We start from the raw sequence: 26,224 nt of genomic DNA, 5'->3' as shown, positions 1-26,224 counted from the left end.
TTGCTTGTTCTCGCCTACTTCTGAAGCCCGAAGCTTCGGGACTCACGGATTTTCAGCTTGGTGCGTACTTGCAAAGTTAAGAACTAACCCACGCAACTACTCATAATCTAGTCCTTTTTCCTCAATATGAAAAAATTGCTCGTAATATTGGTTATTCTATCATTGAACTCTTGTTTTATGTTCAAAAAAAACGGAATTGAAGTAAAAATTAAAAACGAATCAAGCGAACCGATAACTAATGTAGAATTTACAACATCGGAAAAACTAGACGTGATAAAAATTGACCGAATTCAACCGAATGAAAGTGTTACGAAATACTTATTGATGTGGAAAAATGAATCATTAATTTTCAGCTAGTCAAAATAAATGATGAGTGGAAGATTCTATCAATGATATGGGAATCAGAAAAAAAAGGATTATTGAAATCTGATAATTATTTTGATTAAAAACGAAATATTAATACTATATATCCCATTATTCGGGTTCAAAAATTTCATATCAAACCCAATAACACACCTTATAACTGTACATTTTTGTACGGTTTTTTGTTTTATCTTAGCTTTTGCTAAATAGAAAAGAATAAAAATTGCTACTACTTTTTTTTATTCTTTACTTGAATAAAGAAGATAGTATAAATACCAACTAAATCCTAAGTTGCTTGATGAACTTAATTACACAACATCCCTATATATCAATCACGTTAATTATACTTATTTTGAATTCTATAATTAAAAAAATTACACGAGCTGAACACTCTCCTATAGCAAAATTGTCCTTGTTTATAATGACAATTATTGTGCAAGCTTGTAGTCCTTTTGCTGGTCCTGTTGATGAATCTATTTCAGATTCGTATTACTACTCAAAATCAAAAAAAGAAATTCGTTATTCTCCTATGGGAAATTGGTTTTCATTAGGAAACACCAATCTAAATGCCGATGTTAAAAGTTTTAAGGTTTTAGGAAGAGACTTTGGAAAAGACAAAAATCATTTATACTTCAAGACTAATATTATAGATAATGAGGTAGATGTCGCTACTTTTTATGTAGCTAAAGACGATTACACCTGTTTTGACAAAGACCATGTATATATTGCTATAAACTACATGCCACAAGAAATAGATGGATTACATCAAGAGAAAAAACATCTATGGAAGGTAGCAAAAGCCAATCCTAAAACATTTCAAAAAATTGATCAGGATTGGTCTAAAGACGATAAACATTATTTTTATAATTACGTTCCGGTAAATGTAGATTATGATTCTTTTAAAGTTTTGAATAAAAGCTTTGCCAAAGATCAAAATCAGGTGTATTTACTAAAAAGCTACGAATTATTAGTTGCCACAACAATTGACCCTACAACAAGCAAAAAAATCAATGATCGATATATTGTTGATAAAAATGGAGTTCACGACTTTCAAGAATATAAAAACGGTAAAAAGGTAGACTCTCTAACGTCAATTCCTTACCAAAACATTGAGGATTTAACAATCTTAGAAGACAAATATTTATTGTTTGATTCCAACATTATTTATGATGGAGCTAAAATTGAAAATGCGGATATTTCTTCTTTTAAAGTCATTCAATTTCCTTACGCTAAAGACAAAAATCATGTGTTTTATTTTGGGGAAATTATTGAAGAAGCTGATCCTGAAACATTCAGTATTTTTGAAGTTTCTTATTATTCAAAAGACAAAAACCATGTATTTGCTTCTGGAAAATTATTAAAAGGAGCAGATGTAGCTACTTTTGGTCCCTCAAACAAAAAACACTCTTTATTATACAAAGATAAAAACCATACGTATCGTGGTGATCAAATTGTAGAAGACAAGTAAGCCTAATAAAAACTTCCAAACTTTATCTGAATATGTTTTATCATTGATATCGTTTGGAGTTTTTAATCAATAGGTTTTCACCCTATTTACTCATATAATTTAAGTTTGTTTTCTAATTGTTGAATGGTTTTACGCATCATATCCATTCTATCCAACATATTATTAATCACATCAATCCCTTGCATATTCACCTCTAAATCGTAATACAATCGAATAATTTTTTCTAAAGTTGGTAGTTGTTCTACATACACATACTTATCTGTGTCTTTTACCACAAATTCTATTAATTGAAAAGACTCAATACTCTCTATAAATTGTTCATCTAGATTATGATGAACAATCACTTTCTGTATACTTATTAGTTCTTTGTTGCCCATCTTATTTTAATTTAGAAAGTTTTGTAAATAAATCTCGTTGCTCATCTGTCAAATTCGTTGGAATATCCACCTTATAAGTAACATATAAATCACCAAACTGACCTTCTTGGAAACCCATTTCCTTTCAATCTAACCTTCGTTCCATTTTGAGTTCCTTCTTTTACCTTCAGCTTTACTTTATCTGTAAAAGTATTTATAACCACGTCTCCTCCTAACACTGCTGAGTATAAATCAATAGTTTGCTCTGTGTACAAATCAGTACCATCACGTTTAAAGTTTATATCCGGAACTATTTCAAAAGTAATGTATAAATCTCCTTTAGGTCCTCCGTTCAATCCCTCACCTCCATGTCCTTTTATCTTAATGGTTTGTCCATTTTCTACTCCAGCGGGAATCGTAATTCGTATTTTCTTGTCATTTACCGTCAATACTTGTTTTTGTGATGTATATACATCTCTTAAGTTCAATTGCAACGTAGCGTTAAAATCTTGACCTCTAAATTGAGATGAACGTCTGCTAGAACCTCTTCTTCCTCCACCTCCAAAGGCAGAATTAAAGAAATCAGAAAAATCAGTTCCGTCAAAATCTGAGGATGAGTATTGTTGATAAGAACCTCCACCACCAAATCCGCTTTGATACCCTTGTTGTTTTTTAGCTTCTTCATAAGCATCGGCATGTTGCCAATGTTCACCATACTCATCGTACTTTTTTCGATTTTCAGGATTACTTAACACTTCATTTGCTTCATTAATTTGCTGAAACTTCTTTTTTGCTTCTTCATCATTCGGATTCGTATCAGGATGGTATTTTCTGGCTAGTTTACGGTAGGCCTTTTTGATATCAGCAGCAGTCGCTGTTTTATCTATTCCTAAAACTTTGTAATAATCTATAAACTCCATAGTATTGATAACTAGTATAAAACACTCGAAAATATACGAAATATTATCGTGCTAAACTAATTATAACCTCCACTTATTTTATTCTTATTTTTGCATTTTTAAGAAGACTCATGACGATAGAAGATTTAATAGGAACCTACAATATTATTGGTAGCAACCAAGACGAAAGTACCAACACTTACAAAGGAACACTTTCTTTGACTCTTGACGAAAACAACAGAATAGTTGCCAAATGGTTAATCAACAACGAACAGGAACAATTTGGAACCGGCTTCTTTAAAAACAATATTTTAGCTATCAATTTTAACTACACTGGTAATGATAACACTATTTACAAAGGTGTAGTAGTATATTCTTGTCTTTCTAAAGATATTTTAGACGGATTTTGGTCTGAAAAACATGGAAATCCTTTATTTCTTGGTGAAGAACGTTGCTTTAGAGTACAAGAACAACCTGAATTAATCAATTAATTATGCAGTGTCCATGTAATCCAAACAAACAATATCACGATTGCTGTCAAAAAGCACATCAAAACATTCATTCTGTTACCTCTGCTGAGGCTTTAATGCGTTCAAGATATAGCGCTTTTGTGTTAGCAAATATTGATTACTTACAAAAAAGTCACCATAGCAGCACCAGACCTTCTAAGCGTGAAAAGAGAGAAATTTTAGCTTGAACAAAAGCTGTTAATTGGATAAAGTTAGAAGTGCTACATGCAACAGAAACTACTGTTGAGTTTAAAGCTTTTTTTATGGAAAATGGCAATGTTGATGTGATTCATGAAAACTCTGTTTTTTGTAAAGAAAAAGACCATTGGGTGTATCTTGGTCAAAAATAAGACTGTCAAAAACATCATTTCTACCAAAGGGAGAAATCTTTTGAATATTTGTTACTCATTTGTATGAGATTCCTCCTCGTGCCTCGTTCGGAATGACATTTTATACAGTCGTATTTATATTACACCAAGAACTCAAATAAATTAGGTTTATCGTTTAGGTATTCACCATAAAAGTTTCGCTGTTTCATTCGATGAATTAATGGTTGTAAATCTTCTTTCCTCTCTAGTTCTATACCAACAACAGCAGGACCATTTTCTCTATTGGTCTTTTTAGAGTATTCAAAAAAAGTAATATCATCATTTTCACCCAATACCTCAGCTACAAACTCTTTTAACGCACCTGCACGTTGTGGAAAACGAACAATGAAATAGTGCTTCAATTTACTGTATAACAATGCACGTTCTTTTATTTCAGCGGTACGAGTAATATCATTATTGCTCCCACTAATAACACACACTACATTTTTACCTTTCAATTCTTCTTTGTAAAAATCAAGTGCACTTATCGTCAAAGCTCCAGCAGGCTCAACTACTATTGCTTCTTTGTTATACATTTCTAAGATAGTTTGACACACTTTTCCTTCGGGAACGGTAATCATATCCGATAAATTTTCTTTACAAATTTTGTAGGTTAACTCCCCTACTTGCTGTACTGCTGCTCCATCAACAAACTTATCTATGTTTTCTAATACAACATTTTTGTTTGCTTCGAAGGATTTTTTCATAGAAGGTGCTCCTGCTGGCTCTACTCCTATAATTTTTGTTTTTGGAGATACTAACTTAAAAACACTTGATAAACCAGAAGCCAATCCACCACCACCAACAGGTACAAAAACATAATCTATAGGTTGTTGTGCTTGTTCTAAAACCTCTAAGCCTACTGTGGCTTGTCCTTCAATAATTTTTTCATCATCAAACGGATGTACAAACGTTTTTTGTAAACTATCCGATAAGAGTTTTGCTGCTTTATAAGCGTCATCAAACGTATCACCTATCAATCGAATATCTACAAAATCACCACCAAACATTTTCACCTGTTCTACCTTTTGTTTTGGTGTTGGTGCAGGCATATAAATAGTTCCGTAGATTTCTTTTTTTCTACATGCTAAGGCAACTCCTTGTGCATGATTTCCTGCACTAGCACACACAATTCCATTTGCCAGTTCCTCTTCTGTTAAAGAACTAATTTTATTGTAAGCTCCTCTAATTTTATACGAACGAACTTGCTGCAAATCTTCTCTTTTTAAAAATATATTTGCACCGAATTGTCTAGATAAGTTGAAATTTTCTTGCAACGGAGTAACCGCCACAACTTCTTGTAAAGTTGTAGCAGCTTGCTCTATTGCTTCTAATTTAGGAAAATACGTTTCTTTTTGAACTTCCATACTATTTATGCTAAAACGGGTTCTTCTTGACTGACATTGGTTTTGATTACCTTCATAGCAGTCATTGCTTCTCGCAATTCTGCACCTACTTTTTCAATAGGATGATTGCAAATTGCTTTATTCACTTTTATTAATTCAAGATTATCTACCTCATTCGTAGTACTGTATTCTTTTCCAATAACATCTGTACTTACTGATTTCATAAAATCAGCTAATATTGGTTTTGCTGCATGGTCGAATAAATAACATCCGTATTCAGCAGTATCAGAAATAATACGATTCATTTCAAACAACTTCTTACGTGCTACCGTATTGGCTATTAACGGTAACTCATGTAACGATTCGTAGTATGCCGATGCTGAGATAATTCCTGATTTCACCATGGTTTCAAAAGCCAACTCAACTCCTGCTTTTACAAAAGCAACTAATAAAGTTCCTTTATCAAAATAGGTTTGTTCTGAAATTTCTTCAGAAGTAGCAGCTGTTTTCTCAAATTGCGTTTCTCCAGTAGCTGCTCTCCATGTTAATAGATTCACATCATCATTTGCCCAATCTTCCATCATAGTTTTTGAAAAATGTCCTGACATAATATCATCCATATGCTTGTTGAATAACGGAGCCAATACTTCTTTTAATTCTTCAGAAAGTTGGTAGGCTTTCAATTTTGCTGGGTTAGACAAACGATCCATCATATTAGTTATTCCTCCATGCTTTAACGCTTCGGTAATTGTTTCCCACCCGTATTGAATAAGTTTAGAAGCGTATGCTGATTCTACTCCTTCTTCTACCATTTTATTGAAAGACAAAATTGACCCTGTTTGTAACACTCCACATAAGATCGTTTGTTCACCCATTAAGTCTGATTTTACCTCAGCAACAAACGACGATTCTAACACTCCTGCTTTATGACCTCCTGTTGCATACGCATAGGCTTTAGCTTGTGCTAAACCTTTATTTTCAGGATTATTTTCAGGATGTACAGCGATTAACGTTGGTACTCCAAATCCGCGTTTGTATTCTTCTCTTACTTCTGTTCCAGGACACTTAGGGGCTACCATAATTACGGTTAAATCCTTACGGACTTGCATTCCTTCTTCAACAATATTAAATCCGTGAGAATACGATAAGGTTGCCCCTGATTTCATTAATGGCATCACTGCATTTACTACCTGTGTATGTTGTTTATCGGGTGTTAAATTACACACCAAATCAGCAGTAGGAATTAGTTCTTTATAGGTACCTACTTCAAAACCGTGTTCTGTTGCATTTTTATAGGATTGACGTTGTTCTTTAATAGCTACTTCTCGTAATGCGTATGAAATATCTAACCCTGAATCACGCATGTTTAACCCTTGATTCAATCCTTGTGCTCCACATCCTACAATTACCACTTTTTTTCCTTCTAATGCAGCTATTCCTTCTGAAAACTCTTCAGCATTCATAAATCTACATTTTCCTAATTGTTCTAACTGCTCTCTTAATGATAATTGGTTGAAATAATTTTTCATTTCTATTGTATTTGTGTTGTTTGTTTATGCTTTTATTAATTGTAATAATTTTGATACTGGCATTTCATCTTTTGTAATAGCTATTCTACCAGATCGAACAAATTGCATGATACCATGCTTATCTAAAATGTGATATAGTTCTTCGACTTCTTCTTTGGTTCCTGATTTTTCAAGAACAAAAAAGTTTTTATTTACATTGATAACTCTTGATTTACTTTGATTGATAATTGTTTGAATTTCATCATTATCTGTTAGCAAATCCGTACTTAGCTTGAATAAGCACGATTCTTGGTAAATCGTCTCTTCATCCGTATGATAAAAAGCTTTGATTACCTCTACTTGCTTTTCTATTTGACCAATGATTTTTTTGATTTGCTCTTCAGTTACCTTCACTAAAAGTGTAATTCTTGATACACTTTTAATTTCTGATGACGAGCTATTAATACTTTCAATATTGATATGTCTTCGTTGAAATATTGCTGATATTCTGTTTAACAATCCAACATTATTTTCTGTATAAATTGAAACTGTATAGGTGTTTTTTGTACTCATATTTTTTTATTTTAATCGAACATCAGATACCGATGCTCCTGTTGGAATCATTGGAAATACGTTGTCTTCCTTTTCTACACAAACTTCTAAGAAATAGGCTTCTTTAGATTCAATCATTTCTTGAACAGCTGTTGCCAAATCTTCTCTTTTGGTTACTTTTTTCGCTGCCATATGATACCCTTTAGCAATTGTTACAAAATCAGGATTTGTCATTACTGTAGAAGCATATCGTTTATCAAAAAACAACTGTTGCCACTGGCGTACCATCCCCAAAAATTCATTATTCAGTACTACAATTTTAACAGCTGCTTTAGTTTGCAAAATAGTTCCGAGTTCTTGTATGGTCATTTGATAACCGCCATCACCAATAACAGCTACTACTTCTCGCTCAGGAACTCCCATTTTAGCACCAATCGCAGCAGGTAAAGCAAAGCCCATAGTTCCTAATCCACCTGAAGTAATATTGCTTTTCGTTTGGTTGAATTCCGCATAACGACTTGCTACCATTTGATGTTGCCCCACATCGGTAACTACAATAGCTTTTCCTTCAGAAGCTTCATTTATTTGCTTGATAACTTCTCCCATTGTTAAACCTTCTTTGGTTGGAAACAAATCATTTTTTATCACATTATCAAACTCGACTGCATCGAGATTTCTAAATTCTTGTAACCACTCTTTGTGTGATTTTTCTTCTAAAAGAGGAAGTGCTGCCGCTAAGGTTTCTTTTACGTTTCCTAAAACAGCTACATCTGTTTTTACGTTTTTATCAACTTCCGCAGGATCTATTTCAAAATGCACCACTTTAGCTTGTTTCGCATAACGGTTCAAATCCCCTGTAACACGATCGTCAAAACGCATTCCGATAGCTATTAATACATCACACTCGTTGGTGAGTTTATTCGGACTGTAGTTACCATGCATTCCTACCATACCTACATACAAAGGGTGTTTGGTTGGTAAAGCTGATAAGCCTAATAATGTACTTGCCGATGGTATTCCTGCTTTCTCAATAAAGGCTTTGAATTCTTCTTCTGCCTCTCCAAGTATTACTCCTTGCCCCCAGACAACAAACGGTCTTTCAGCATTGTTAATCAACTCAACAGCTGCTTCAACGCTTTGCATATTCATATTCGGAACAGGTTGATAACTTCGCACTGAAGTACATTTTTTATATTCAAAATCAAACTCTTCAAACTGCGCATTTTTAGTAATATCAACCAAAACAGGTCCTGGTCTTCCTGAACGAGCGATATAAAATGCTTTTGCCATTACTTCGGGGATCTCACTCGCTTTCGTTATCTGATAATTCCACTTAGTCACGGGAGTTGAAATTCCAACGATATCCGTTTCTTGAAACGCATCAGAACCTAATAAATGTGCTCCTACTTGCCCTGTGATACATACCATTGGAGTAGAATCTATCTGCGCATCAGCAATTCCTGTGATTAAATTGGTCGCTCCTGGACCTGAAGTTGCTATCGCTACTCCTACTTTACCTGTAGCTCGGGCATATCCTTGTGCCGCATGCGTTGCTCCTTGCTCGTGACGTGTTAATACATGATGTAGTTTATCTTTATATTTATACAACTCATCATATACAGGCATAATAGCTCCTCCTGGATACCCATATAACAAATCGACTCCTTCTGCTAGTAAACATTTTACTACAGCTTCTGCACCTGTAATGGTTACACTCTGTGTTGTTTCTGATTCTGTTTGTTGTTTCATTTTTGTTTCCATAAACTTAGCTTTATGTCTTTAGCCTTTGGCTATACGTTTATTTCAATTAGTATCGTTTTACACGATTCAAATAACTTTGAATCATGTTTCTCTTTTCTTTTTCTAAAATCAACCACCTCTAAGCAAGCCTTAAGAAACTAATCCTCTGGCTATCGCCCTGCGATTAAAATTCGTCGGTTACACATCCGTTAGATGCTGATGCTACTGTTCTTGCATATTTATATAGTACTCCTCTTTTAACTTTTAAAGGCGGAGCAGTCCATTCTTGTTTTCTTTTGGTTAATTCTTCTTCCGAAACATCTACATGAATCGTGTTGGTTTCTGCATTAATAGTTATGGTATCTCCATCTTTTACTAAAGCGATTGCACCTCCTTCTTGCGCTTCTGGTGTAATGTGACCTACTACAAATCCGTGGGTTCCTCCTGAGAAACGACCATCTGTAATTAGAGCAACATCCTTACCTAATCCTGCTCCCATAATAGCAGCTGTTGGTTTTAGCATTTCTGGCATTCCAGGTCCTCCTTTAGGACCTTCATAGCGAATTACCACTACGTCCCCTTTTGCTACTTTTCCGTCTCGTATCCCATCATTTGCTTCGTATTCACCTTCAAAAACTTTTGCTTTTCCTGAAAAATACAATCCTTCCTTTCCTGTTATTTTGGCTACGGAACCTTCTTTAGCTAAGTTCCCATACAGCATTCGTAAATGACCTGTAGCTTTGATAGGTGTTTCTAAAGGTTTTATTACATCTTGCCCTTCTGTTAAGCCTGGAACCGATGCTAAATTTTCAGCTAACGTTTTTCCTGTTACAGTTAAACAATCTCCATGTAACAAACCTTTTTCTAACAAATACTTTAAAACTGCTGGTGTACCGCCTACTTTATGTACATCCTCCATCAAGTATTTTCCACTAGGTTTTAAATCGGCTAAGAATGGAGTTTCATCAGAAATACGTTGAAAATCTTCCAAAGTAAATTGTACATCTGCTGCTTTTGCTATCGCTAAAAAATGTAATACAGCATTAGTAGACCCCCCCATAACCGTTACCAATCGCACAGCGTTTTCCAACGATTTTTTAGTAACGATATCTGATGGTTTAATATCTTTCTCTAGCAATACACGTAGCGCTTCTCCTGCTTTGACACATTCTTGCTCTTTGTCATTACTTATCGCAGGGTTCGATGAATTATAAGGCAAACTCATACCCAAAGCTTCAATTGCTGATGCCATGGTATTTGCAGTATACATACCTCCACAAGCTCCTGCTCCTGGACATGCTTTTTCTATCACATTTTGATATTCTTTTTGAGTAATGGTTCCTGCAACTTTCTCTCCCCAAGCTTCAAAAGCAGATACTACATCTAACTTTTTTCCTTCATGACACCCTGAAGCAATGGTTCCTCCGTATACTAAAACTGAAGGGCGGTTTAAACGCAACATCGCCATTAGTGCTCCCGGCATATTCTTATCACATCCTACTACGGTTACCAATCCGTCATATGACATCGCTTGCACTACCGTTTCCATAGAGTCGGCAATGACATCACGAGAAGGAAGTGAATAGCGCATTCCTGGGGTTCCCATAGAGATTCCATCAGAAACACCAATGGTATTAAATATCAATCCAACTAAATCGGCATTTTCGGTTCCTTCTTTTACCAATTTCGCTAAATCGTTTAGGTGCATATTACACGGATTTCCTTCGTACCCTGTACTTGCAATTCCGATTAATGGTTTTTCTAAGTCAGATTTTGACAATCCTATGGCATGCAACATAGCTTGTGCTGCTGGTTGTGTATCGTCTTGTGTTACTTGTTTACTAAATTTGTTTAGTTCCATCTTAGCTTGCTTTGCTTGTTTGACGTAAGCCTAATACTTCGTCTTTATATAATTTCATTAGTTTGTATCCGTGTGATTTTTCCCACGCTAGTGGAAATTGATAATCGTCTAACGATTGTAAACCAACCACTTCGGCTGCTGTTCCTGTAAAAAAGCAGTGCCACGATTGTAAACCAACCACTTCGGCTGCTGTTCCTGTAAAAAAGCAAGCGTCTGCATTTTTTAATTCTTCTAAAGTGAAGTGTTTTTCTTCAACAAAGATTCCTTCTTCTTTACATAAATCGATAACCGTAGCACGCGTAATTCCTGCCATAATATGACCTCTTGGTGGAGTGTATAACTTCCCATCTTTTTGCATAAAAACATTGGCTCCTGAGCATTCTGCTACATTACCGTTCATATCTAATAACAAAGCTTCATCATAACCATTATTTTTTGCTTCGTTAGTTGATAATATTGAATTCGTATAGTGCCCTGTTACTTTTGCTTCTACAAAACATGACTTCGGATTCGGACGTTGAAACGACGATGTTTTTACACGTAGTGATTTATCTCCCATATATTTTCCCCATTCCCAGCATTGAATAACTAAGTTGGTTTCTTTAGAAGTAAATAAACTCATATCGGCTCCAGTAGTGACTAACGGACGGATGTATGCGTCTTTTAAACCATTACGCTCTAACAATTCGTAAGTAATTTGCGTAAGTTGTTCTTCAGAATAATCCAATTGAATATTCATGACTTCTGCTCCGTATTTTAGCCTCTTGTAATGCTCAAACGACTTAAAGACTTTAGTTCCTTCGGTTGTATTATAAGCTCTGATACCTTCAAAAACTCCGTTTCCGTAGTGTAAACTCTGGCTATACAAATTAGCGCTAGCATCTTTTGCTTTGATAAACTGTCCGTTGTAAAAAATTACTGTTTCCTCGTTATAGTACATTTTTAGTTGTTTTTACTGTTCAAAATTATTTTTCGTTTTTTATTTTAGTTTCTATTTTTCAATACTTTAATGATTTCTAACCTATCTTTTAAAAATATAATCACATATAAATCAATTGATTAAAATTTTTACTTTATGATATTCACGGAATAAAAAAAGCCTGTATCTAAAGTTAGATACAGGCTTCCTTATAGGCAAAAACTATCTGTATCAACTCGGTGGAGAGCTAATAATGACAATAATAATTACCACGATGTTAAAAAATTGATTCATGTTTTTTGTAACTAAAAAAGGCTTCCTAAAATTTAGGAAGCCTTTTTAAAATTTATATAATTTAATAATAAAATACCACTCCCTTATCCTTGCGAAATAATCACAATGACAATAATAATAGAAATGATATTTAATACTTGTTTCTTCATTTGATGTCACAAATATTTGAAAATATTTTTTAGTAATCCTAATATTTTTTTGTTTTTTTTATTTCCACACATAAAAAAACACCTCATAACCCACTGTATTACTTACACTTATAAAAGTTTTTATTTTTTATTTAGTATTTGTCAAAATTTATTTTATAGATTTGTGGCATCATGCAAACAAGTAAAATATACAATAATACACCCAGTTTTTTAGTGCGGTCTTACAACCGACGCTAGTCTTCCTTTTGTCCTAAACTGAGTATTGTATAATTTTATTTTTATTGTTGTGATTTCAATCATTTACATTTTTTTATTGTTACAAATTAGTGTTATTACTTTCAATAACGCAACTGCTGTACGCACTACTTTTATCCGACGTCGCCCGTAAGGGTATTACTTCTTTTTGGGAACTTAGGTGCGTCCGGTTCTTCTTTCAAACCAAGGATTATTAACAGAAAATATATTTAAAATCAATTTCAATGAGAGTTGTTATTGCTGATCAATCGCATAGTAAGTATGCAGAAATTATTTGTCAAACTATTGACGAAGCAGCGCTGGTTAGAGGTACAGGAATTGCCAAAAGAAAACCAGAATATATTATTACAAAACTAGAAAATGGTAATGCTGTTATAGCACTAGACGGAGATAAGTTCGCTGGCTTTTGTTATATCGAGGCTTGGAGCCATGGTAAATTTGTAGCTAATTCAGGGTTAATTGTACATCCAGATTACAGAGGTATCGGTTTAGCCAAAAAAATTAAAAAAGTAGTTTTTAAGCATTCTAGAACCAAGTTTCCTAATGCCAAAATATTTAGTATTACTACTGGTTTAGCGGTTATGAAACTTAATAGTGAGTTAGGCTATAAACCTGTTACTTTTTCTGAACTTACAGAAGATCAGTCTTTTTGGAATGGTTGTCAGACTTGTAAAAATTACGATGTCTTGCAACGTACACAGCAAAAAATGTGTTTGTGTACCGGTATGTTATTCGATCCTAACAAAAAACCTCAAAACATAAAAGTAAAAGCCAAAGTCTTTCAAAGACTCAAAAGAATTAAGGAAACCATCTTCCTAAAAAAAGACAAAAAATGAAAAAATTAGTAATTGCTTATAGTGGCGGATTAGATACTTCGTACTGTGCGGTAAGCTTATCAAAACAAGGATATGAAGTTCATGCTGTTAGCGTGAATACTGGCGGATTTTCTTCCGAAGAAATTAAAAAAATTGAACACAACGCTTACACCATGGGTGTGGCTACCTATAAAAATATTAATGCGGTAACTGATTATTATAACAAAGTAATTAAGTACTTAATTTTTGGTAACGTGTTAAAAAACAATACGTATCCACTTTCGGTAAGTGCTGAAAGAATTATACAGGCCATTGAGATAGTAAACTACGCTAAAAGTATTGGTGCTAGCTATATTGCGCATGGTAGTACAGGTGCTGGGAACGATCAGGTAAGGTTTGATATGATTTTTCAAACGATTGCTCCTGAAATTGAAATCATAACCCCTATCAGAGATTTGCAACTTTCAAGACAAGAAGAAATTGAGTACTTAAAAAGTAATGGTATTGATTTGTCATGGGAAAAAGCTAAATATTCTGTAAACAAAGGTTTGTGGGGAACCAGTGTGGGAGGTGAAGAGACTTTAACCTCAGAACATCCGTTACCAGAGCACGCCTACCCTTCTCAAGTAACAAAAACAGTACCTGAACAAGTAAAGCTTTCTTTTGTAAAAGGTGAATTAATGGCGATTAATGATGACGAAAAAGCTCCTGAACAAAACATTGAGCAATTGAATGCCCTAGCTTCTAAATTCGGAATTGGTAGAGATATTCACGTAGGCGATACCATTGTTGGAATTAAAGGAAGAGTTGGTTTTGAAGCTGCTGCTGCATTAATTACCATTAAAGCACATCATTTATTAGAGAAACACACCTTAACAAAATGGCAATTGCAACACAAAGAGTATTTGGCTAGTTTTTACGGAATGCATTTGCATGAAGGTCAGTATTTAGATCCTGTAATGAGAGATATGGAAGCCTTCTTTACAAATAGTCAAACAAAAGTAACTGGCGATGTTTTTGTAACGCTAAAACCGTATCACTTTACCTTAGATGGAATTGATTCTCCTCACGATTTAATGAATGCTAAATTTGGTAGTTACGGTGAACTAAACAAAGGATGGACAGCTGATGATGCTAAAGGCTTCATCAAATTATTAGGAAATCAGAATAAAATATATCAACAAGTAAATAGCTAAATTATGATACAAGCAGGAATCATTGGAGGTGCAGGTTATACAGCAGGAGAGTTAATTAGGCTTTTGTTACAACATCCAAAAGCGATTATTAATTTTGTGTATAGCACTTCTAATGCTGGTAATAAAATAGCGAATGTACATCAGGATTTGGAAGGAAGTACTGAATTAACCTTTACAAATGAAATTAATACAGCTGTAGATGTACTGTTTTTATGTTTAGGACATGGAAATTCTAAACAGTTTTTAGAAACACATACTTTTTCAAATCACACTAAGATTATTGATTTAGGGAATGATTTCAGATTGGAAGCAGACAGCACTTTTCAAGGAAAACAATTTATATATGGTTTACCGGAATTTCAAAAAGAAGCCATACAAAACGCTTCTTATATTGCCAATCCAGGTTGTTTTGCTACTGCTATTCAACTTGGGTTACTACCTTTAGCCAATGCAGGTTTGTTACAAAATGATGTGCATATCAATGCGGTTACTGGTGCTACTGGAGCAGGAACTTCACTATCAGCAACCACTCATTTTACATGGAGAGATAATAATTTTTCCTACTATAAACCTTTCACGCATCAACATTTAGGAGAAATCAATCAAACCTTACATAAGCTTCAATCAAATTTTGAATCGGAGGTTTTATTTCTTCCTAACAGAGGAGACTTTTCTAGAGGTATTTACGCTACTCAGTACACTCATTTTGAGGGAAGCTTAGACGAAGCGAAACAATTATATACAGAGTATTATAAAGATGCTGTTTTTACGCATATGGCAGACCAAGAGCTACATTTAAAACAAGTCGTCAACACCAATAAGTGTTTAATTCATGTACACAAACACGGAGATAAATTACTAATTACCAGCATCATTGACAATTTATTAAAAGGAGCTTCTGGACAGGCAATTCAGAACATGAACTTGATGTTTGGTTTTCAGGAAGACACAGGATTACAACTAAAAGCAACTTATTTTTAAAATAAAAGACATGAAAATAGCAATTATAGGAACAGGTAACTTAGGAAAATCGATCGCTAAAGGATTGACACTAAACAATTCGTTTTCTCAACTTTTCTTAACCAAGAGAAATATTGAAGAACTCAATGAATTTAAAGAGCTACCCAACGTTTTCATTAGTTCTAATAACAAGGAAGCAATCACAGCATCTGATGTATTAATTTTTGCTGTACAACCAACACATTTAGAAGCTCTTTTAAAAGAAACTGCTCCTCTGTTATCAGACAATCATTTAGTGATTTCTACAGTTGCTGGTTTTTCTATTGAAAAAATGGAAGCGCTTATTGGTTCAGATACTACTATTATCAGAGCCATGCTTAATACTGCTATTGCCGTTGGAAAATCGATGACTTGTCTTAGTGGTAATACTCAAAAGAAGGAAGATTTAGAAATAGCTACAACTATTTTTAATCAACTGGGAACTTCTATGATTATTCCTGAAGATCAAATGCAAGCAGCCACTGTAATATGTGCTAGTGGAATTGCTTTTTGGATGCGCTTAATACGGGCAACTACACAAGCCGCTATTCAGTTAGGTTTTGACGCCAAAGAAGCACAAGAGCTCGCTATGCACACCAGCGAAGGCGCTGCCAGCTTATTAATCGCAACAGGAAATCATCCTGAAGAAGAAATAGACAAAGTAACCACCCCAAAAGGCTGTACTATTGAAGGTCTAAATGAAATGGAACACAAAGGTTTAAGTGCTGCTTTAATACAGGGAATGGTTGCCTCATTCAACAAAATTAACACCATAAAAAAAGAAAACTAATGAGTTTATTTGACGTATATCCTCTATATGATATTACCCCAGTAACTGCCAAAGACGTATATGTATATGACGATAAAGGCACTAAATATTTAGATTTATATGGCGGACACGCTGTAATATCTATCGGGCACTCACACCCTGCTTATGTTAAAAATATTAGCGAACAAGTAAGTAAGTTAGGTTTTTACAGCAACGCTATTCAAAATCCGCTACAGGTTAAATTAGCTAACCAATTAGAAAAACTATCGGGTTGTAAAGACTATCAGTTATTCTTATGTAATTCGGGTGCAGAAGCCAATGAAAATGCTCTAAAGCTAGCTTCTTTTCACACAGGTAAACAAAAAGTAATTGCCTTTAAAAACTCGTTTCACGGGCGTACTTCTGCGGCAGTAGCAGCTACCGACAATCCTAAAATTATAGCACCTATCAATGCACAACAAGAGGTTATCTTTTTAGAGTTTGAAGATTTAGCAGGTGTTGAAAAGGCTTTACAGAACAATGATGTTTGTGCTATTATTATTGAAACTATTCAAGGTATTGGAGGGTTAGACGAAGCTTCAACAGCTTTTTATAAAGGATTGGAAAACTTGTGCCAACAATACAACACCGTACTTATTGCTGATGAAATTCAGTGCGGATTTGGTAGAACAGGTGGTTTCTTTGCTTTTCAAAAACATGGAATTACGCCACATATTATTTCTATGGCAAAAGGAATGGGGAACGGATTTCCTATAGGTGGGATTTTAATTCATCCAAGTATTCAAGCTTCTTATGGTTTGTTAGGAACTACCTTTGGTGGTAATCACTTAGCTTGTGCAGCCTCTTTAGCGGTACTTGACACTATAGAAAAAGAACAGTTGATGAAAAACGTACAAGAGGTTTCCGCTTACTTTATCGAACAAATTTCAACCATTCCACAACTAAAAGCTGTAAAAGGTAGAGGCTTAATGTTAGGCTTAGAATTTAATTTTCCTATTGCTGAGCTAAGAAAGAACCTAATATTCAAACATCATATTTTCACAGGGAGCGCTAAGAATCCAAACTTGTTAAGAATTCTTCCCCCCTTAACCATTCAAAAGCAACATATCGATGTGTTTTTCGAGGCTTTAAAAAAGGAACTGTCATGAAAAAATATACCACTATAAACGATATTGAGAATCTTTCAGATACCATTCAAAAAGCAATTCAATTAAAAAAGAACCCTTATCAGTTTACTTATTTGGGGCAACACAAAACCTTAGTCATGCTTTTTTTCAATGCCAGTTTACGTACTAGGTTAAGTACTGAAAAAGCAGCTAAAAACTTGGGAATGCAAGTAAGTGTGTTAAACGTTAACAATGCATGGAATATGGAGTTTGAGGATGGAACTGCAATGAATTTAAACACTTCTGAACATATTAAAGAAGCTGCTAAGGTGATTTCTCAATATGCCGACATTATTGCGGTTAGGGCTTTTCCTACTTTAGAAAACAAGAAAAAAGACAGAGCCGAAACAGTACTCAACAGTTTTGTTAAATACGCCACAGTGCCTATTGTGAATATGGAAAGTGCTACTGACCATCCGTTACAATCGTTGGCAGACGCGATTACTATTACGGAAACTAAAAAAGTTGACAAACCTAAAGTTGTGTTGTCTTGGGCTCCACACCCAAAAGCATTACCACATTCGGTTGCCAATGCTTTTGTGCATTTGATGCATAATATGGATGTAGAATTTGTAATTACTCATCCGAAAGGATATGAGCTAGATCCAGAAATCACACAACAGTTCCCTATCGAGTACGACCAAGAGAAAGCTTTTGAAAATGCCGACTTTATCTATGCTAAAAACTGGAGTTCTTTTAATGAATATGGTAAAATACTGAACGAAGCCCCCAACTGGATGATTACTCAGGAAAAAATAGGTACCGCTAAATTTATGCACTGTTTACCTATTAGAAGAAATATGGTAGCGGAAGATGCTGTTTTAGATGGTGAGAATTCCCTTGTGATTGAACAAGCCAACAACAGAACCTTTGCAGCTCAAGTAGTTTTACAACAAATTTTAGGAGAATTATGAAAACCATAAAGATTGTTAAAATTGGCGGAAACATTATTAACAATGAAAAAGCTTTGGACGATTTCTTAGCTAAATTTGCTCAGTTAAAAGGTCCGAAAGTATTAGTTCATGGTGGAGGAAAATTGGCTTCTGAACTAGCTAGTCAGCTCAACATTCCGGTAACAATGATTGAAGGCAGACGTGTAACCGATACGCAAACTTTAGATTTGATTACTATGGTATATGCCGGAAAAATCAACAAACAAATTGTAGCAACGTTACAAGCACATAACGCCAATGCAGTGGGGTTTACAGGAGCCGACGGAAATACTATTATATCAACCAAACGTCCTGCTGAACATATAGATTACGGATTTGCGGGCGACGTTGTTACCGTAAATCCACAAATACCAACAATACTAATTAATAATGAAGTAACGCCTGTGTTTTGTGCGATTACACACGATGCAAACGGACAGTTACTGAACACGAATGCAGATACCATAGCCTCAGAAATTGCTATAGGTTTATCTGCACATTTTAATACAGAATTATATTACTGTCTTGAAAAACCAGGGGTATTAACCGATGTTGACAACAATGACTCAGTTATTGAACACATCAATACTGAAACCTATACTCAATTAAAAACTAACGGAGTTATTTTTGAAGGAATGCTTCCTAAATTAGACAATTGTTTCCATGCCTTACAACACAAAGTACATAAAGTGTATATAGGTAGTACTGATATGGTATTCAACCCAACTATTAAACACACCTTTTTAACATTATGACGATACAAGAACTTACTATAAAAGCCATTGGCCTATTAAAAAATCTGATAGAAACGCCTTTTTCTTTTTCTTCGGAAGAAGACCTAACCGCGCAACTGTTAGAAAACTGGTTTCAGGAATACAACATTCCATATACCAGAACCCAGAACAATGTATGGTCGGTAAACAAACATTTTGATACTAACAAACCTACGTTGTTACTCAACTCGCACCACGATACGGTAAAACCAAACAATGGCTATACTAAAGATCCGTTTAAAGCTATTGTAGAAGATGGCAAACTCTACGGATTAGGAAGTAACGATGCTGGTGGATGCTTGGTTTCGTTATTGGCAACCTACACCCATTTCTACCAGAAAGAAAACTTGACTTATAACCTTGTTTTTGCAGGAACTGCCGAGGAAGAAAGCAGTGGTCCTAACGGTTTAAATGGATTACTAAAAACTTTACCAAAGATTGATGTAGCGATTGTAGGAGAACCTACTTTAATGAATTTAGCCATAGCTGAAAAAGGCTTAGTAGTTTTTGATGCTGAGGTAAAAGGAACTCCAAGTCATGCCGCACATCCGAATCACGACAATGCTATTTATAACGCTATTGAAGTATTACAGTGGTTTAAAGATGTTGAATTTGAAAAAACCTCGAAAACCTTAGGAGACGTAAAACTTACGGTAACACAAATCAACGCGGGAAAACAACACAACGCCGTTCCTTCCGAAGTAAAATTGGTAATAGATGTTCGTGTAAACGATCAATATACCAATCAAGAAATCAGTGACATTTTACAAGAACACGCACCTTGCAACATACAACCACGCAGCTTGAATTTGAATTCATCTTCAATACCAAAAGAACATCCATTAGTACAAGCAGGTATTGCTTTAGGAAGAAAAACCTATGGTTCTCCTACCCTATCTGACCAAGCAGTATTAAGTTGTCCGTCGTTAAAATTAGGACCTGGAGACAGCACACGTTCACACACCGCTGATGAGTTTATTTATCTTCAAGAAATTGAAGAAGGGATTGAGTTGTATATAAAATTATTGAATAAAGTTGTGAGATGTGAGTATTGAGAATTTTGTTTGTTATAGTGTTTAACACTCAATACTAACTTCTCAATACTCAGTACTAATTAAAAAACATAAAAACATGAAACTTTGGGACAAAGGATTATCCATAGATAAAAAAATAGAGTATTTCACTATTGGAAATGACAGAGAGATAGACATACATATTGCACCGTATGATTTACAAGCATCACTAGCACATGCCAAAATGCTAGCTTCCATCGGTATTATTACTTCGGAAGAGTTAGCACAAGTAACTACTGGAATTGCTAAGTTACAACAGCAAGTTGAAGACGATACTTTTGTAATTGATGCTCAATTTGAAGATGTACATTCTAAAATTGAGTTCGAGTTGACTAATCTGTATGGTGAAGTTGGCAAGAAAATTCATACCGCACGTTCAAGAAACGATCAAGTTTTAGTGGCGTTACAATTGTATTACAAAGACAATTTACAGTTGATTTCAGGTAAAACAAAAACGCTATTTAACACCTTATTGCAATTAGCAGAACAACATAAAACCAAATTATTGCCAGGTTATACCCATTTGCAAGTTGCTATGCCATCTTCTTTCGGATTATGGTTTTCTGCCTATGCTGAATTATTAATTGACGATTTACATTTGGTACATGCAGCCTTAAAAACAGTAGATCAAAATCCATTAGGTTCTGCTGCCGGATATGGAAGTTCATTTCCTATCGACAGAGAATTCACCACAAAAGAGTTAGATTTTTCTACTTTGAAATACAATGTAGTAGCTGCACAAATGAGCAGAGGTAAAAGCGAACGTACACTAACCATGGCATTAGGAAGTGTGAGTAACACTTTAGCTCGTTTTGCGATGGATATTTGCTTATATATGAGTCAGAATTTTGATTTTATCTCTTTCCCAGATGAATTGACTACAGGTAGTAGCATTATGCCGCATAAAAAGAATCCTGATGTGTTTGAATTGATTAGAGGAAAGTGTAATAAAATTCAAGCTTTATATACAGAAACCCTGTTAATCACTAATAACTTACCAAGTGGTTATCATAGAGATTATCAGTTATTAAAAGAAAATATCATCAATGCTTTTGAAGAGTTAAAAGATGTACTAGATATTTTTGATTACGCTATTCAACAAATTATTGTAAAAGATATTGATTTACAAGATGAAAAGTACAAATATCTTTTCACTGTAGACAATATCAATACGCTTGTTGAAAACGGAATGAGTTTTAGAGAAGCGTACCAAAAAATTGGTGGCGAAGTAACCAACGATACATATACCCCTGATACTTCTAAAAAGCATACGCATGTAGGAGGTATTGATAATTTGTGTTTGAATAAAATCCGTGAGAAACTTAATTTAGTCTAACATTTTTATAAAAGCAAGATAGAAATCATCTTGCTTTTATTGTTTTTATATCCCAAGCCACTTAGTAAACTCAGCCGTTTTATTTTGACTTGTTTTTAAAACTGTCTCGTTATTTTTTAAGTTAATAGCTATTATATTTTTAGTATACCTGCTTATTTTTTCTATATAATTTCTATTGAGTAGTTCACTTCTATTGATTTTAAAAAATACAGCAGGATTTATCAATTCTTCTAACATTTTTAGAGAAGATTGATTCAAAATATGTTTTTTGTTGTGTACATCATATGCTACTACAATTCCGTAATCTGCTTGAAAGTACACTACTTCTTCTATCTTTAAAAAATAGGTGTATTGAGAAGATTTAACAGCAATAAACTCTTGATACGTTTTTGGTGTTTGTACTGTTTGATTTGTTAAATAAGCATTTAATTTTTGCAATACGCTATCATTACTATCGATAGTCATAGAGTTTTTTAGACTTAGATATTTATCTACAGCTTTTTCAAAACGTTCAAATGAATAAGGTTTTAATAAATATTCAATCCCACTTGTTTCAAAAGCCTCCATCCAAAACTGATTATAGGCTGTAATAAAAATAATAGGTGTTTTAATATTTATCTTTTTATAGGCTTCAAAAGCATTATCGTCTCTTAGCTCTATATCTGAAAAAATCAAATTGATATCTGTTGGCGTTTCAAAAAAATCTAAAACCTCTTCTACTGTTTCAAACTCTTCTACAATAGTGATAGAGTCTTTATAACTTTCAATGTATTTTTTCAGCTTCTTCCTTGCTGGTAATTCATCTTCAACTATGATTGCTTTTATCATTTTAAGTTATGCCTGTTTGTTTTTATTAATGGTAACACCACTTCAAATTTATCTTCCTTTTCATCTATGCGAATACTTGTACTGGTAAGCAACTCAAATTGTTTTGATAAGTTAGCCAACGCTACTCCGTTACCTTTTACTCTTTTAGAATATAATGCTTTATTATTTGTTACTTTTATTCCATTACCTCCTGTTATTGCAATATGTACGGGAATTTCGAGAGTTCCTTTATTGTGGGTAATTGCATTTTCTATAAGAACTTGTAAACAAAATGGAGGAACTAAAGTATTTTCTTGATAAAGAGTTTCCTGAATTTCTAATTGATAATATCCTTGATATTTCTCTTCCATTAACTTGAAATATCCTTCTGCAAAAAACAGTTCTTCTTTTAATGGAACCAATTGTTTATCTGCACTATGTAAACTATACCTATATAGTTCTGCAAAACGATTTAAAAATAAAGAAGCTCTCTCTGTATCCTCTTCTATAAGTTGATCTAAAACATTTAAGTTATTAAATAAAAAATGAGGGTTTAATTGAGTTTTTAATTGAGTAATTTCACTTTTTGCCTTACTTATCTTATAAGCAGTTACTTGTTTTTGATAAACTACATTTTCTTTATAGTACAAATAAGCTAACGAAAATCCTCCAAAAATAATAAAGTCCATTGTCGACCCCATATTTTTATAAACCAAGTGATATAACGTACCAAAATTTCTAGAATAGGTATCAAAAATAAAAGAGATTATTAATCCAAAAACATTTCCGATGACTAAATAAGATAATAACCCTATCCCAAAAAACAACAGGTACTTTTTTAACGATGGAGTTTGCTTTTTAGAACTTTTATTAATCTTCTTTTTAATAAAGCTAACCCACCAGAAAATAAAAACAGCCTTTAAGAAAAACCAAAAAGGAGCATCTGGATAAAAAATAAAATCTTCCCAAGAACTTGAAACTCCAAATTGATTCTTTAAAATAACTATCCAAGAAAAAAGGAAGAGAAAGATTAAAAATGCAATATTTTCTCTAAAAAAGGAGGTATTTGTTTTCATATCGTTAATCACAAATATATCAAATTTGCGATGAGATTTTTAGAATAATCTCATCGCAAATTATAATCTACTATTTGTCTTCTGGCCAAGTACTTATTACATTACCTTTGTCATCATAAGCCTCTAGTTTTATTTTATTATCCTCATCTATAATAAACTTCGCTCTTGTTTTTCCGTTAGAATCATATAAAAACAATCCATTTTGTTTTCCCGGTGTTTGTCCCAAAGCTACTCTAGGAACTCCTCCTATCATTCCTTTTTGTTGATATTCTTGAAACTTAGCTCTTCTTTTCTCTGGGTCTTGAATTGCTTTTAATTCCTCTCCTATTTTTTGAGACATTTCTTGGGTTTCATTGTCTCCTCTATCATTAAACACTAATCTTCCTGCTTTGTATCTTTTTCCGTCTTTCTTTGCATCTGTAGTTATCAATTGCATTACTTGATCTCCATCGTATTGATCAAATGTTAATGATAAACCTGAACTATGTCCTTTTTCAGTTTTTTTACCATCATAAATGAACCCTCCACACTCTATTCCTTCTTCATTAAAGAAAAGCATACCCGCTCTTTTCTTTCTCTCATGATATACTCTTCCATTAATTTCATCTCCTTTAGTTGGAAAGTTTGCTGCATTGGTAATCAACATTTTTACTGTCCCGTCATTTTCGATGATATTAATTCTTTTTACATCAATGGTATCAAACTGTGTGTTTCCTTTACTTTTAAAAGCAACTGTTGTTAATACTCCTATTATAGCTGTAATACTTACTGCGAATGTTCTTAAAAATATAAGTTCTCTTTTTGTATTCATTTTTTTATAGTTTTTTATGATTTATATGTCAAAAGTATTTCAGCCATATCGTTTTAAAAACAGCTATTTTATGAACTCAGGAAATTTTCTGATAAACGCGTGAAGTTCTTCTTTAAAAGAAAAAAGGCTGCCTATAAAATAGGTAGCCTTTCTCTGAAAAAAAATAGCTAATTGTTTAAATAATGGTACTTTGTCCCATATGCACATTTTGAAAGTTGATATTGCTATCTTCTTGATTATAGATGTAATCAGCAATAAAATCGCCAACTTTACTTGTTGAAAATGGGTTTTCCGGATTAATATCTTGAGTTGTAATTCCTAATTCTAATGATTTTTCAACTGCTTCTTCTACTACTTGAGCTTCTTGTAATAAACCTAAGTGTTTTAATAACATCGCAGCTGATAAGATTGAAGCTAATGGGTTCGCAATATCTTTCCCTTTTGCTTGTGGAAAAGAACCATGTATTGGCTCAAACAATGCATTTTCTTTTCCTATAGATGCCGATGCTAACAAACCTATAGAACCTCCTATTACACTAGCTTCATCCGAAAGAATATCTCCAAAAAGATTTTCTGTTAAAATTACATCAAACTGTTTCGGATTTAATATCAACTGCATCGCTGCATTGTCTACAAATAAAAAGTCTACTTCAACATCAGGATACTCACTTGCCATGGCCGTAACTGTTTTACGCCACAATCTTGAAGTTTCTAATACATTAGCTTTGTCTACCAAAGTTAGCTTTTTACGTCTTTTTTGCGCTGATTGAAAAGCTAAATGTGCTATTCGTTCTATTTCTTCAACCGTATAAGAACAACCATCAAAAGCATGTTTTCCATCATCACTTAGTTCTTTAATACCAAAGTAAATTCCACCTGTTAACTCTCTATAAATAGCAATATCTGTTCCTTCAATTCTTTCTTTCTTTAAAGGTGAATTATGAATTAATGTATCATATGCTTTTACAGGACGTACGTTACAAAACAAGCCTAACTCTTTTCGTAAACGTAACAACCCTTGCTCTGGACGCACCTTAGCTGTAGGATCGTTATCATATTTTGGATCTCCAATCGCTCCAAATAAGATGGCATCACTTTTTTTACATAACTCAATGGTTTTTTCGGGTAAAGGATTTCCCGTTTGGTCAATAGCACAAGCCCCCATTAATGTTTCTTCAAATAAGAAAGTATGGTCGAACACATTACCTATGGCTCTTAGCACTTTTTTAGCCTGCTCAGTTACTTCTGGTCCTATTCCATCTCCTGGAATTACGGTTATATTGTACTTCATATATTTCTTTTTATACCTTTTTTGCTTCAAAAGCTGTTATTTTATCTTTTTTACTGATTAAAAAATCAATATCATCATACCCATTTAACAAGCATAGTTTTTTATACGAATTAATTTCAAAATCTACATTTCCAATAGGAGTCTTTATTACTTGATTTTCTAAGTCGACAATAATAGTAGTATCGGGTACATTAGTTACTTTTTGTAATAGCTTTACTAAGTATTCCTTCGGAACTTGTATAGGTAAAATGCCATTATTCAACGCATTTCCTTTAAAAATATCAGCAAAAAAACTACTGATGACTACCTTAAATCCATAACCAGCTAATGCCCAAGCTGCATGTTCTCTACTAGAACCACAACCAAAATTATCTCCTGCGATTAAAATACTTCCGCTATAATTATCATTATTTAATACAAAATCTTCATTCAAACTCCCATCCTTTTTATAACGCCAATCTCTAAACACATTATCACCAAAACCATTTTTATCGGTCGATTTTAAAAAGCGTGCAGGTATTATTTGATCAGTATCAATATTTTCTGTTGGTAACGGTATGGCTGTATCAATCAATTTTACAAACTTTTCCATC

Annotated in this window: 24 protein-coding genes and 2 pseudogenes; 13 read left to right on the top strand and 13 right to left on the bottom strand. The window is 33.8% G+C overall.

Translation table 11 applies throughout. From position 1 onward, the window contains the following. The first annotated feature begins 177 nt into the window (after nt 1–177). Nucleotides 178–357 carry a hypothetical protein gene (locus OU788_RS03120; RefSeq protein WP_274633800.1) on the top strand — a complete coding sequence of 60 codons (180 nt, stop codon included), beginning with the start codon at nt 178–180 and terminating at the stop codon, nt 355–357. 304 nt (nt 358–661) lie between these two features. Further along, nucleotides 662–1,831, top strand: coding sequence for a DKNYY domain-containing protein (locus tag OU788_RS03115; protein WP_446751473.1), 1,170 nt, complete (start codon nt 662–664; stop codon nt 1,829–1,831). Between the two features lie 86 nt (nt 1,832–1,917). On the opposite strand, the gene OU788_RS03110 is transcribed toward OU788_RS03115, so the two are convergent. Then, the gene (locus OU788_RS03110) at nt 1,918–2,208 is read right to left on the bottom strand and encodes a chaperone modulator CbpM (protein ID WP_274633798.1); all 291 of its coding nucleotides are present in this window, start codon (nt 2,206–2,208) and stop codon (nt 1,918–1,920) included. Nucleotide 2,209: 1 nt separating this feature from the next. Next, nucleotides 2,210–3,107 (bottom strand): annotated as a pseudogene (locus OU788_RS03105) (DnaJ C-terminal domain-containing protein). Between the two features lie 110 nt (nt 3,108–3,217). On the opposite strand from OU788_RS03105, the gene OU788_RS03100 reads away from it, so the two are divergent. After that, on the top strand, nt 3,218–3,577 hold the full coding sequence (locus OU788_RS03100; RefSeq protein WP_274633797.1) for a hypothetical protein: 360 nt from the start codon (nt 3,218–3,220) through the stop codon (nt 3,575–3,577). A 2-nt stretch (nt 3,578–3,579) separates the two neighbouring features. Beyond that, nucleotides 3,580–3,945: pseudogene (locus tag OU788_RS03095) on the top strand (YchJ family protein). Between the two features lie 119 nt (nt 3,946–4,064). On the opposite strand, the gene ilvA reads toward OU788_RS03095, so the two are convergent. The 6 genes from ilvA to OU788_RS03065 all read right to left on the bottom strand — a co-directional run bounded on the left by ilvA (nt 4,065) and on the right by OU788_RS03065 (nt 11,910). Continuing rightward, nucleotides 4,065–5,330, bottom strand: a complete 1,266-nt coding sequence (ilvA, locus tag OU788_RS03090) for a threonine ammonia-lyase IlvA (protein WP_274633796.1) — start codon at nt 5,328–5,330, stop codon at nt 4,065–4,067. A 5-nt stretch (nt 5,331–5,335) separates the two neighbouring features. After that, the gene (gene ilvC, locus OU788_RS03085) at nt 5,336–6,838 is read right to left on the bottom strand and encodes a ketol-acid reductoisomerase (RefSeq protein WP_274633795.1); all 1,503 of its coding nucleotides are present in this window, start codon (nt 6,836–6,838) and stop codon (nt 5,336–5,338) included. Nucleotides 6,839–6,862: 24 nt separating this feature from the next. After that, on the bottom strand, nt 6,863–7,390 hold the full coding sequence (gene ilvN / locus OU788_RS03080; protein ID WP_274633794.1) for an acetolactate synthase small subunit: 528 nt from the start codon (nt 7,388–7,390) through the stop codon (nt 6,863–6,865). Between the two features lie 6 nt (nt 7,391–7,396). After that, nucleotides 7,397–9,130 carry a biosynthetic-type acetolactate synthase large subunit gene (gene ilvB / locus OU788_RS03075; protein WP_274633793.1) on the bottom strand — a complete coding sequence of 578 codons (1,734 nt, stop codon included), beginning with the start codon at nt 9,128–9,130 and terminating at the stop codon, nt 7,397–7,399. A 163-nt stretch (nt 9,131–9,293) separates the two neighbouring features. Next, nucleotides 9,294–10,970 (bottom strand): dihydroxy-acid dehydratase, encoded by a 1,677-nt coding sequence (gene ilvD, locus OU788_RS03070; RefSeq protein ID WP_274633792.1) that lies wholly within the window; start codon nt 10,968–10,970, stop codon nt 9,294–9,296. 1 nt (nt 10,971) lies between these two features. Then, nucleotides 10,972–11,910, bottom strand: a complete 939-nt coding sequence (locus OU788_RS03065) for a branched-chain amino acid transaminase (protein WP_274633791.1) — start codon at nt 11,908–11,910, stop codon at nt 10,972–10,974. A gap of 901 nt (nt 11,911–12,811) precedes the next feature. On the opposite strand from OU788_RS03065, the gene OU788_RS03060 reads away from it, so the two are divergent. From OU788_RS03060 to argH, 9 genes are all read left to right on the top strand, one after another. Beyond that, the gene (locus OU788_RS03060; RefSeq protein WP_274633790.1) at nt 12,812–13,423 is read left to right on the top strand and encodes a GNAT family N-acetyltransferase; all 612 of its coding nucleotides are present in this window, start codon (nt 12,812–12,814) and stop codon (nt 13,421–13,423) included. Next, the gene (locus OU788_RS03055) at nt 13,420–14,598 is read left to right on the top strand and encodes an argininosuccinate synthase (RefSeq protein ID WP_274633789.1); all 1,179 of its coding nucleotides are present in this window, start codon (nt 13,420–13,422) and stop codon (nt 14,596–14,598) included. Before OU788_RS03060 ends, OU788_RS03055 begins: the two co-directional genes overlap by 4 nt. A 3-nt stretch (nt 14,599–14,601) precedes the next feature. Continuing rightward, nucleotides 14,602–15,579, top strand: a complete 978-nt coding sequence (gene argC, locus OU788_RS03050; RefSeq protein ID WP_274633788.1) for an N-acetyl-gamma-glutamyl-phosphate reductase — start codon at nt 14,602–14,604, stop codon at nt 15,577–15,579. Between the two features lie 10 nt (nt 15,580–15,589). Further along, nucleotides 15,590–16,387 carry a pyrroline-5-carboxylate reductase gene (gene proC, locus OU788_RS03045; protein WP_274633787.1) on the top strand — a complete coding sequence of 266 codons (798 nt, stop codon included), beginning with the start codon at nt 15,590–15,592 and terminating at the stop codon, nt 16,385–16,387. After that, nucleotides 16,387–17,514, top strand: coding sequence for an aspartate aminotransferase family protein (locus tag OU788_RS03040; protein WP_274633786.1), 1,128 nt, complete (start codon nt 16,387–16,389; stop codon nt 17,512–17,514). Before proC ends, OU788_RS03040 begins: the two co-directional genes overlap by 1 nt. Further along, on the top strand, nt 17,511–18,446 hold the full coding sequence (locus OU788_RS03035; protein WP_274633785.1) for an acetylornithine carbamoyltransferase: 936 nt from the start codon (nt 17,511–17,513) through the stop codon (nt 18,444–18,446). Before OU788_RS03040 ends, OU788_RS03035 begins: the two co-directional genes overlap by 4 nt. Then, complete coding sequence (gene argB, locus OU788_RS03030; RefSeq protein ID WP_274633784.1) at nt 18,443–19,219, top strand: acetylglutamate kinase; 777 nt, start codon at nt 18,443–18,445, stop codon at nt 19,217–19,219. Before OU788_RS03035 ends, argB begins: the two co-directional genes overlap by 4 nt. After that, complete coding sequence (locus OU788_RS03025) at nt 19,216–20,292, top strand: M20 family metallo-hydrolase (RefSeq protein ID WP_274633783.1); 1,077 nt, start codon at nt 19,216–19,218, stop codon at nt 20,290–20,292. Before argB ends, OU788_RS03025 begins: the two co-directional genes overlap by 4 nt. Before the next feature lie 76 nt (nt 20,293–20,368). Continuing rightward, nucleotides 20,369–21,646: an argininosuccinate lyase gene (gene argH / locus OU788_RS03020; RefSeq protein ID WP_274633782.1), complete on the top strand. Its 1,278-nt coding sequence runs from the start codon at nt 20,369–20,371 to the stop codon at nt 21,644–21,646. 45 nt (nt 21,647–21,691) lie between these two features. Here the strand turns inward: argH and OU788_RS03015 are convergent, their stop codons facing one another. The 5 genes from OU788_RS03015 to leuD form a co-directional block, all read right to left on the bottom strand. After that, nucleotides 21,692–22,474, bottom strand: a complete 783-nt coding sequence (locus OU788_RS03015) for a LytR/AlgR family response regulator transcription factor (RefSeq protein WP_274633781.1) — start codon at nt 22,472–22,474, stop codon at nt 21,692–21,694. Further along, nucleotides 22,471–23,529, bottom strand: coding sequence for a sensor histidine kinase (locus tag OU788_RS03010; protein ID WP_274633780.1), 1,059 nt, complete (start codon nt 23,527–23,529; stop codon nt 22,471–22,473). The genes OU788_RS03015 and OU788_RS03010 overlap by 4 nt, the downstream gene beginning before the upstream one ends. A 70-nt stretch (nt 23,530–23,599) precedes the next feature. Beyond that, the gene (locus OU788_RS03005) at nt 23,600–24,340 is read right to left on the bottom strand and encodes a hypothetical protein (protein ID WP_274633779.1); all 741 of its coding nucleotides are present in this window, start codon (nt 24,338–24,340) and stop codon (nt 23,600–23,602) included. A gap of 175 nt (nt 24,341–24,515) precedes the next feature. Beyond that, nucleotides 24,516–25,631 carry a 3-isopropylmalate dehydrogenase gene (gene leuB / locus OU788_RS03000; protein ID WP_274633778.1) on the bottom strand — a complete coding sequence of 372 codons (1,116 nt, stop codon included), beginning with the start codon at nt 25,629–25,631 and terminating at the stop codon, nt 24,516–24,518. Between the two features lie 10 nt (nt 25,632–25,641). Then, nucleotides 25,642–26,223 carry a 3-isopropylmalate dehydratase small subunit gene (leuD, locus tag OU788_RS02995; RefSeq protein ID WP_274633777.1) on the bottom strand — a complete coding sequence of 194 codons (582 nt, stop codon included), beginning with the start codon at nt 26,221–26,223 and terminating at the stop codon, nt 25,642–25,644. Nucleotide 26,224 lies beyond the last annotated feature (1 nt).

Source organism: Tenacibaculum sp. L6 (assembly GCF_028823685.1).
GTDB lineage: Bacteria > Bacteroidota > Bacteroidia > Flavobacteriales > Flavobacteriaceae > Polaribacter.
The sequence above is the reverse complement of the archived record's forward strand: the minus strand, read 5'-3'. Positions and strand labels throughout refer to the sequence as shown.

Bases quoted from the DNA above. Each gene is read 5' to 3' on its own strand.
- ilvA (WP_274633796.1), bottom strand. From the start codon at position 5,330: ATGGAAGTTCAAAAAGAAACGTATTTTCCTAAATTAGAAGCAATAGAG.
- ilvN (WP_274633794.1), bottom strand. From the start codon at position 7,390: ATGAGTACAAAAAACACCTATACAGTTTCAATTTATACAGAAAATAAT.
- OU788_RS03060 (WP_274633790.1), top strand. From the start codon at position 12,812: ATGAGAGTTGTTATTGCTGATCAATCGCATAGTAAGTATGCAGAAATT.
- argC (WP_274633788.1), top strand. From the start codon at position 14,602: ATGATACAAGCAGGAATCATTGGAGGTGCAGGTTATACAGCAGGAGAG.
- OU788_RS03110 (WP_274633798.1), bottom strand. From the start codon at position 2,208: ATGGGCAACAAAGAACTAATAAGTATACAGAAAGTGATTGTTCATCAT.
- ilvD (WP_274633792.1), bottom strand. From the start codon at position 10,970: ATGGAACTAAACAAATTTAGTAAACAAGTAACACAAGACGATACACAA.
- OU788_RS03010 (WP_274633780.1), bottom strand. From the start codon at position 23,529: ATGAAAACAAATACCTCCTTTTTTAGAGAAAATATTGCATTTTTAATC.
- ilvB (WP_274633793.1), bottom strand. From the start codon at position 9,130: ATGGAAACAAAAATGAAACAACAAACAGAATCAGAAACAACACAGAGT.
- OU788_RS03115 (WP_446751473.1), top strand. From the start codon at position 662: ATGAACTTAATTACACAACATCCCTATATATCAATCACGTTAATTATA.
- OU788_RS03120 (WP_274633800.1), top strand. From the start codon at position 178: ATGTTCAAAAAAAACGGAATTGAAGTAAAAATTAAAAACGAATCAAGC.
- OU788_RS03040 (WP_274633786.1), top strand. From the start codon at position 16,387: ATGAGTTTATTTGACGTATATCCTCTATATGATATTACCCCAGTAACT.
- leuB (WP_274633778.1), bottom strand. From the start codon at position 25,631: ATGAAGTACAATATAACCGTAATTCCAGGAGATGGAATAGGACCAGAA.
- OU788_RS03015 (WP_274633781.1), bottom strand. From the start codon at position 22,474: ATGATAAAAGCAATCATAGTTGAAGATGAATTACCAGCAAGGAAGAAG.
- proC (WP_274633787.1), top strand. From the start codon at position 15,590: ATGAAAATAGCAATTATAGGAACAGGTAACTTAGGAAAATCGATCGCT.
- OU788_RS03055 (WP_274633789.1), top strand. From the start codon at position 13,420: ATGAAAAAATTAGTAATTGCTTATAGTGGCGGATTAGATACTTCGTAC.
- OU788_RS03035 (WP_274633785.1), top strand. From the start codon at position 17,511: ATGAAAAAATATACCACTATAAACGATATTGAGAATCTTTCAGATACC.
- OU788_RS03025 (WP_274633783.1), top strand. From the start codon at position 19,216: ATGACGATACAAGAACTTACTATAAAAGCCATTGGCCTATTAAAAAAT.
- ilvC (WP_274633795.1), bottom strand. From the start codon at position 6,838: ATGAAAAATTATTTCAACCAATTATCATTAAGAGAGCAGTTAGAACAA.
- argB (WP_274633784.1), top strand. From the start codon at position 18,443: ATGAAAACCATAAAGATTGTTAAAATTGGCGGAAACATTATTAACAAT.
- argH (WP_274633782.1), top strand. From the start codon at position 20,369: ATGAAACTTTGGGACAAAGGATTATCCATAGATAAAAAAATAGAGTAT.
- OU788_RS03065 (WP_274633791.1), bottom strand. From the start codon at position 11,910: ATGTACTATAACGAGGAAACAGTAATTTTTTACAACGGACAGTTTATC.
- leuD (WP_274633777.1), bottom strand. From the start codon at position 26,223: ATGGAAAAGTTTGTAAAATTGATTGATACAGCCATACCGTTACCAACA.
- OU788_RS03005 (WP_274633779.1), bottom strand. From the start codon at position 24,340: ATGAATACAAAAAGAGAACTTATATTTTTAAGAACATTCGCAGTAAGT.
- OU788_RS03100 (WP_274633797.1), top strand. From the start codon at position 3,218: ATGACGATAGAAGATTTAATAGGAACCTACAATATTATTGGTAGCAAC.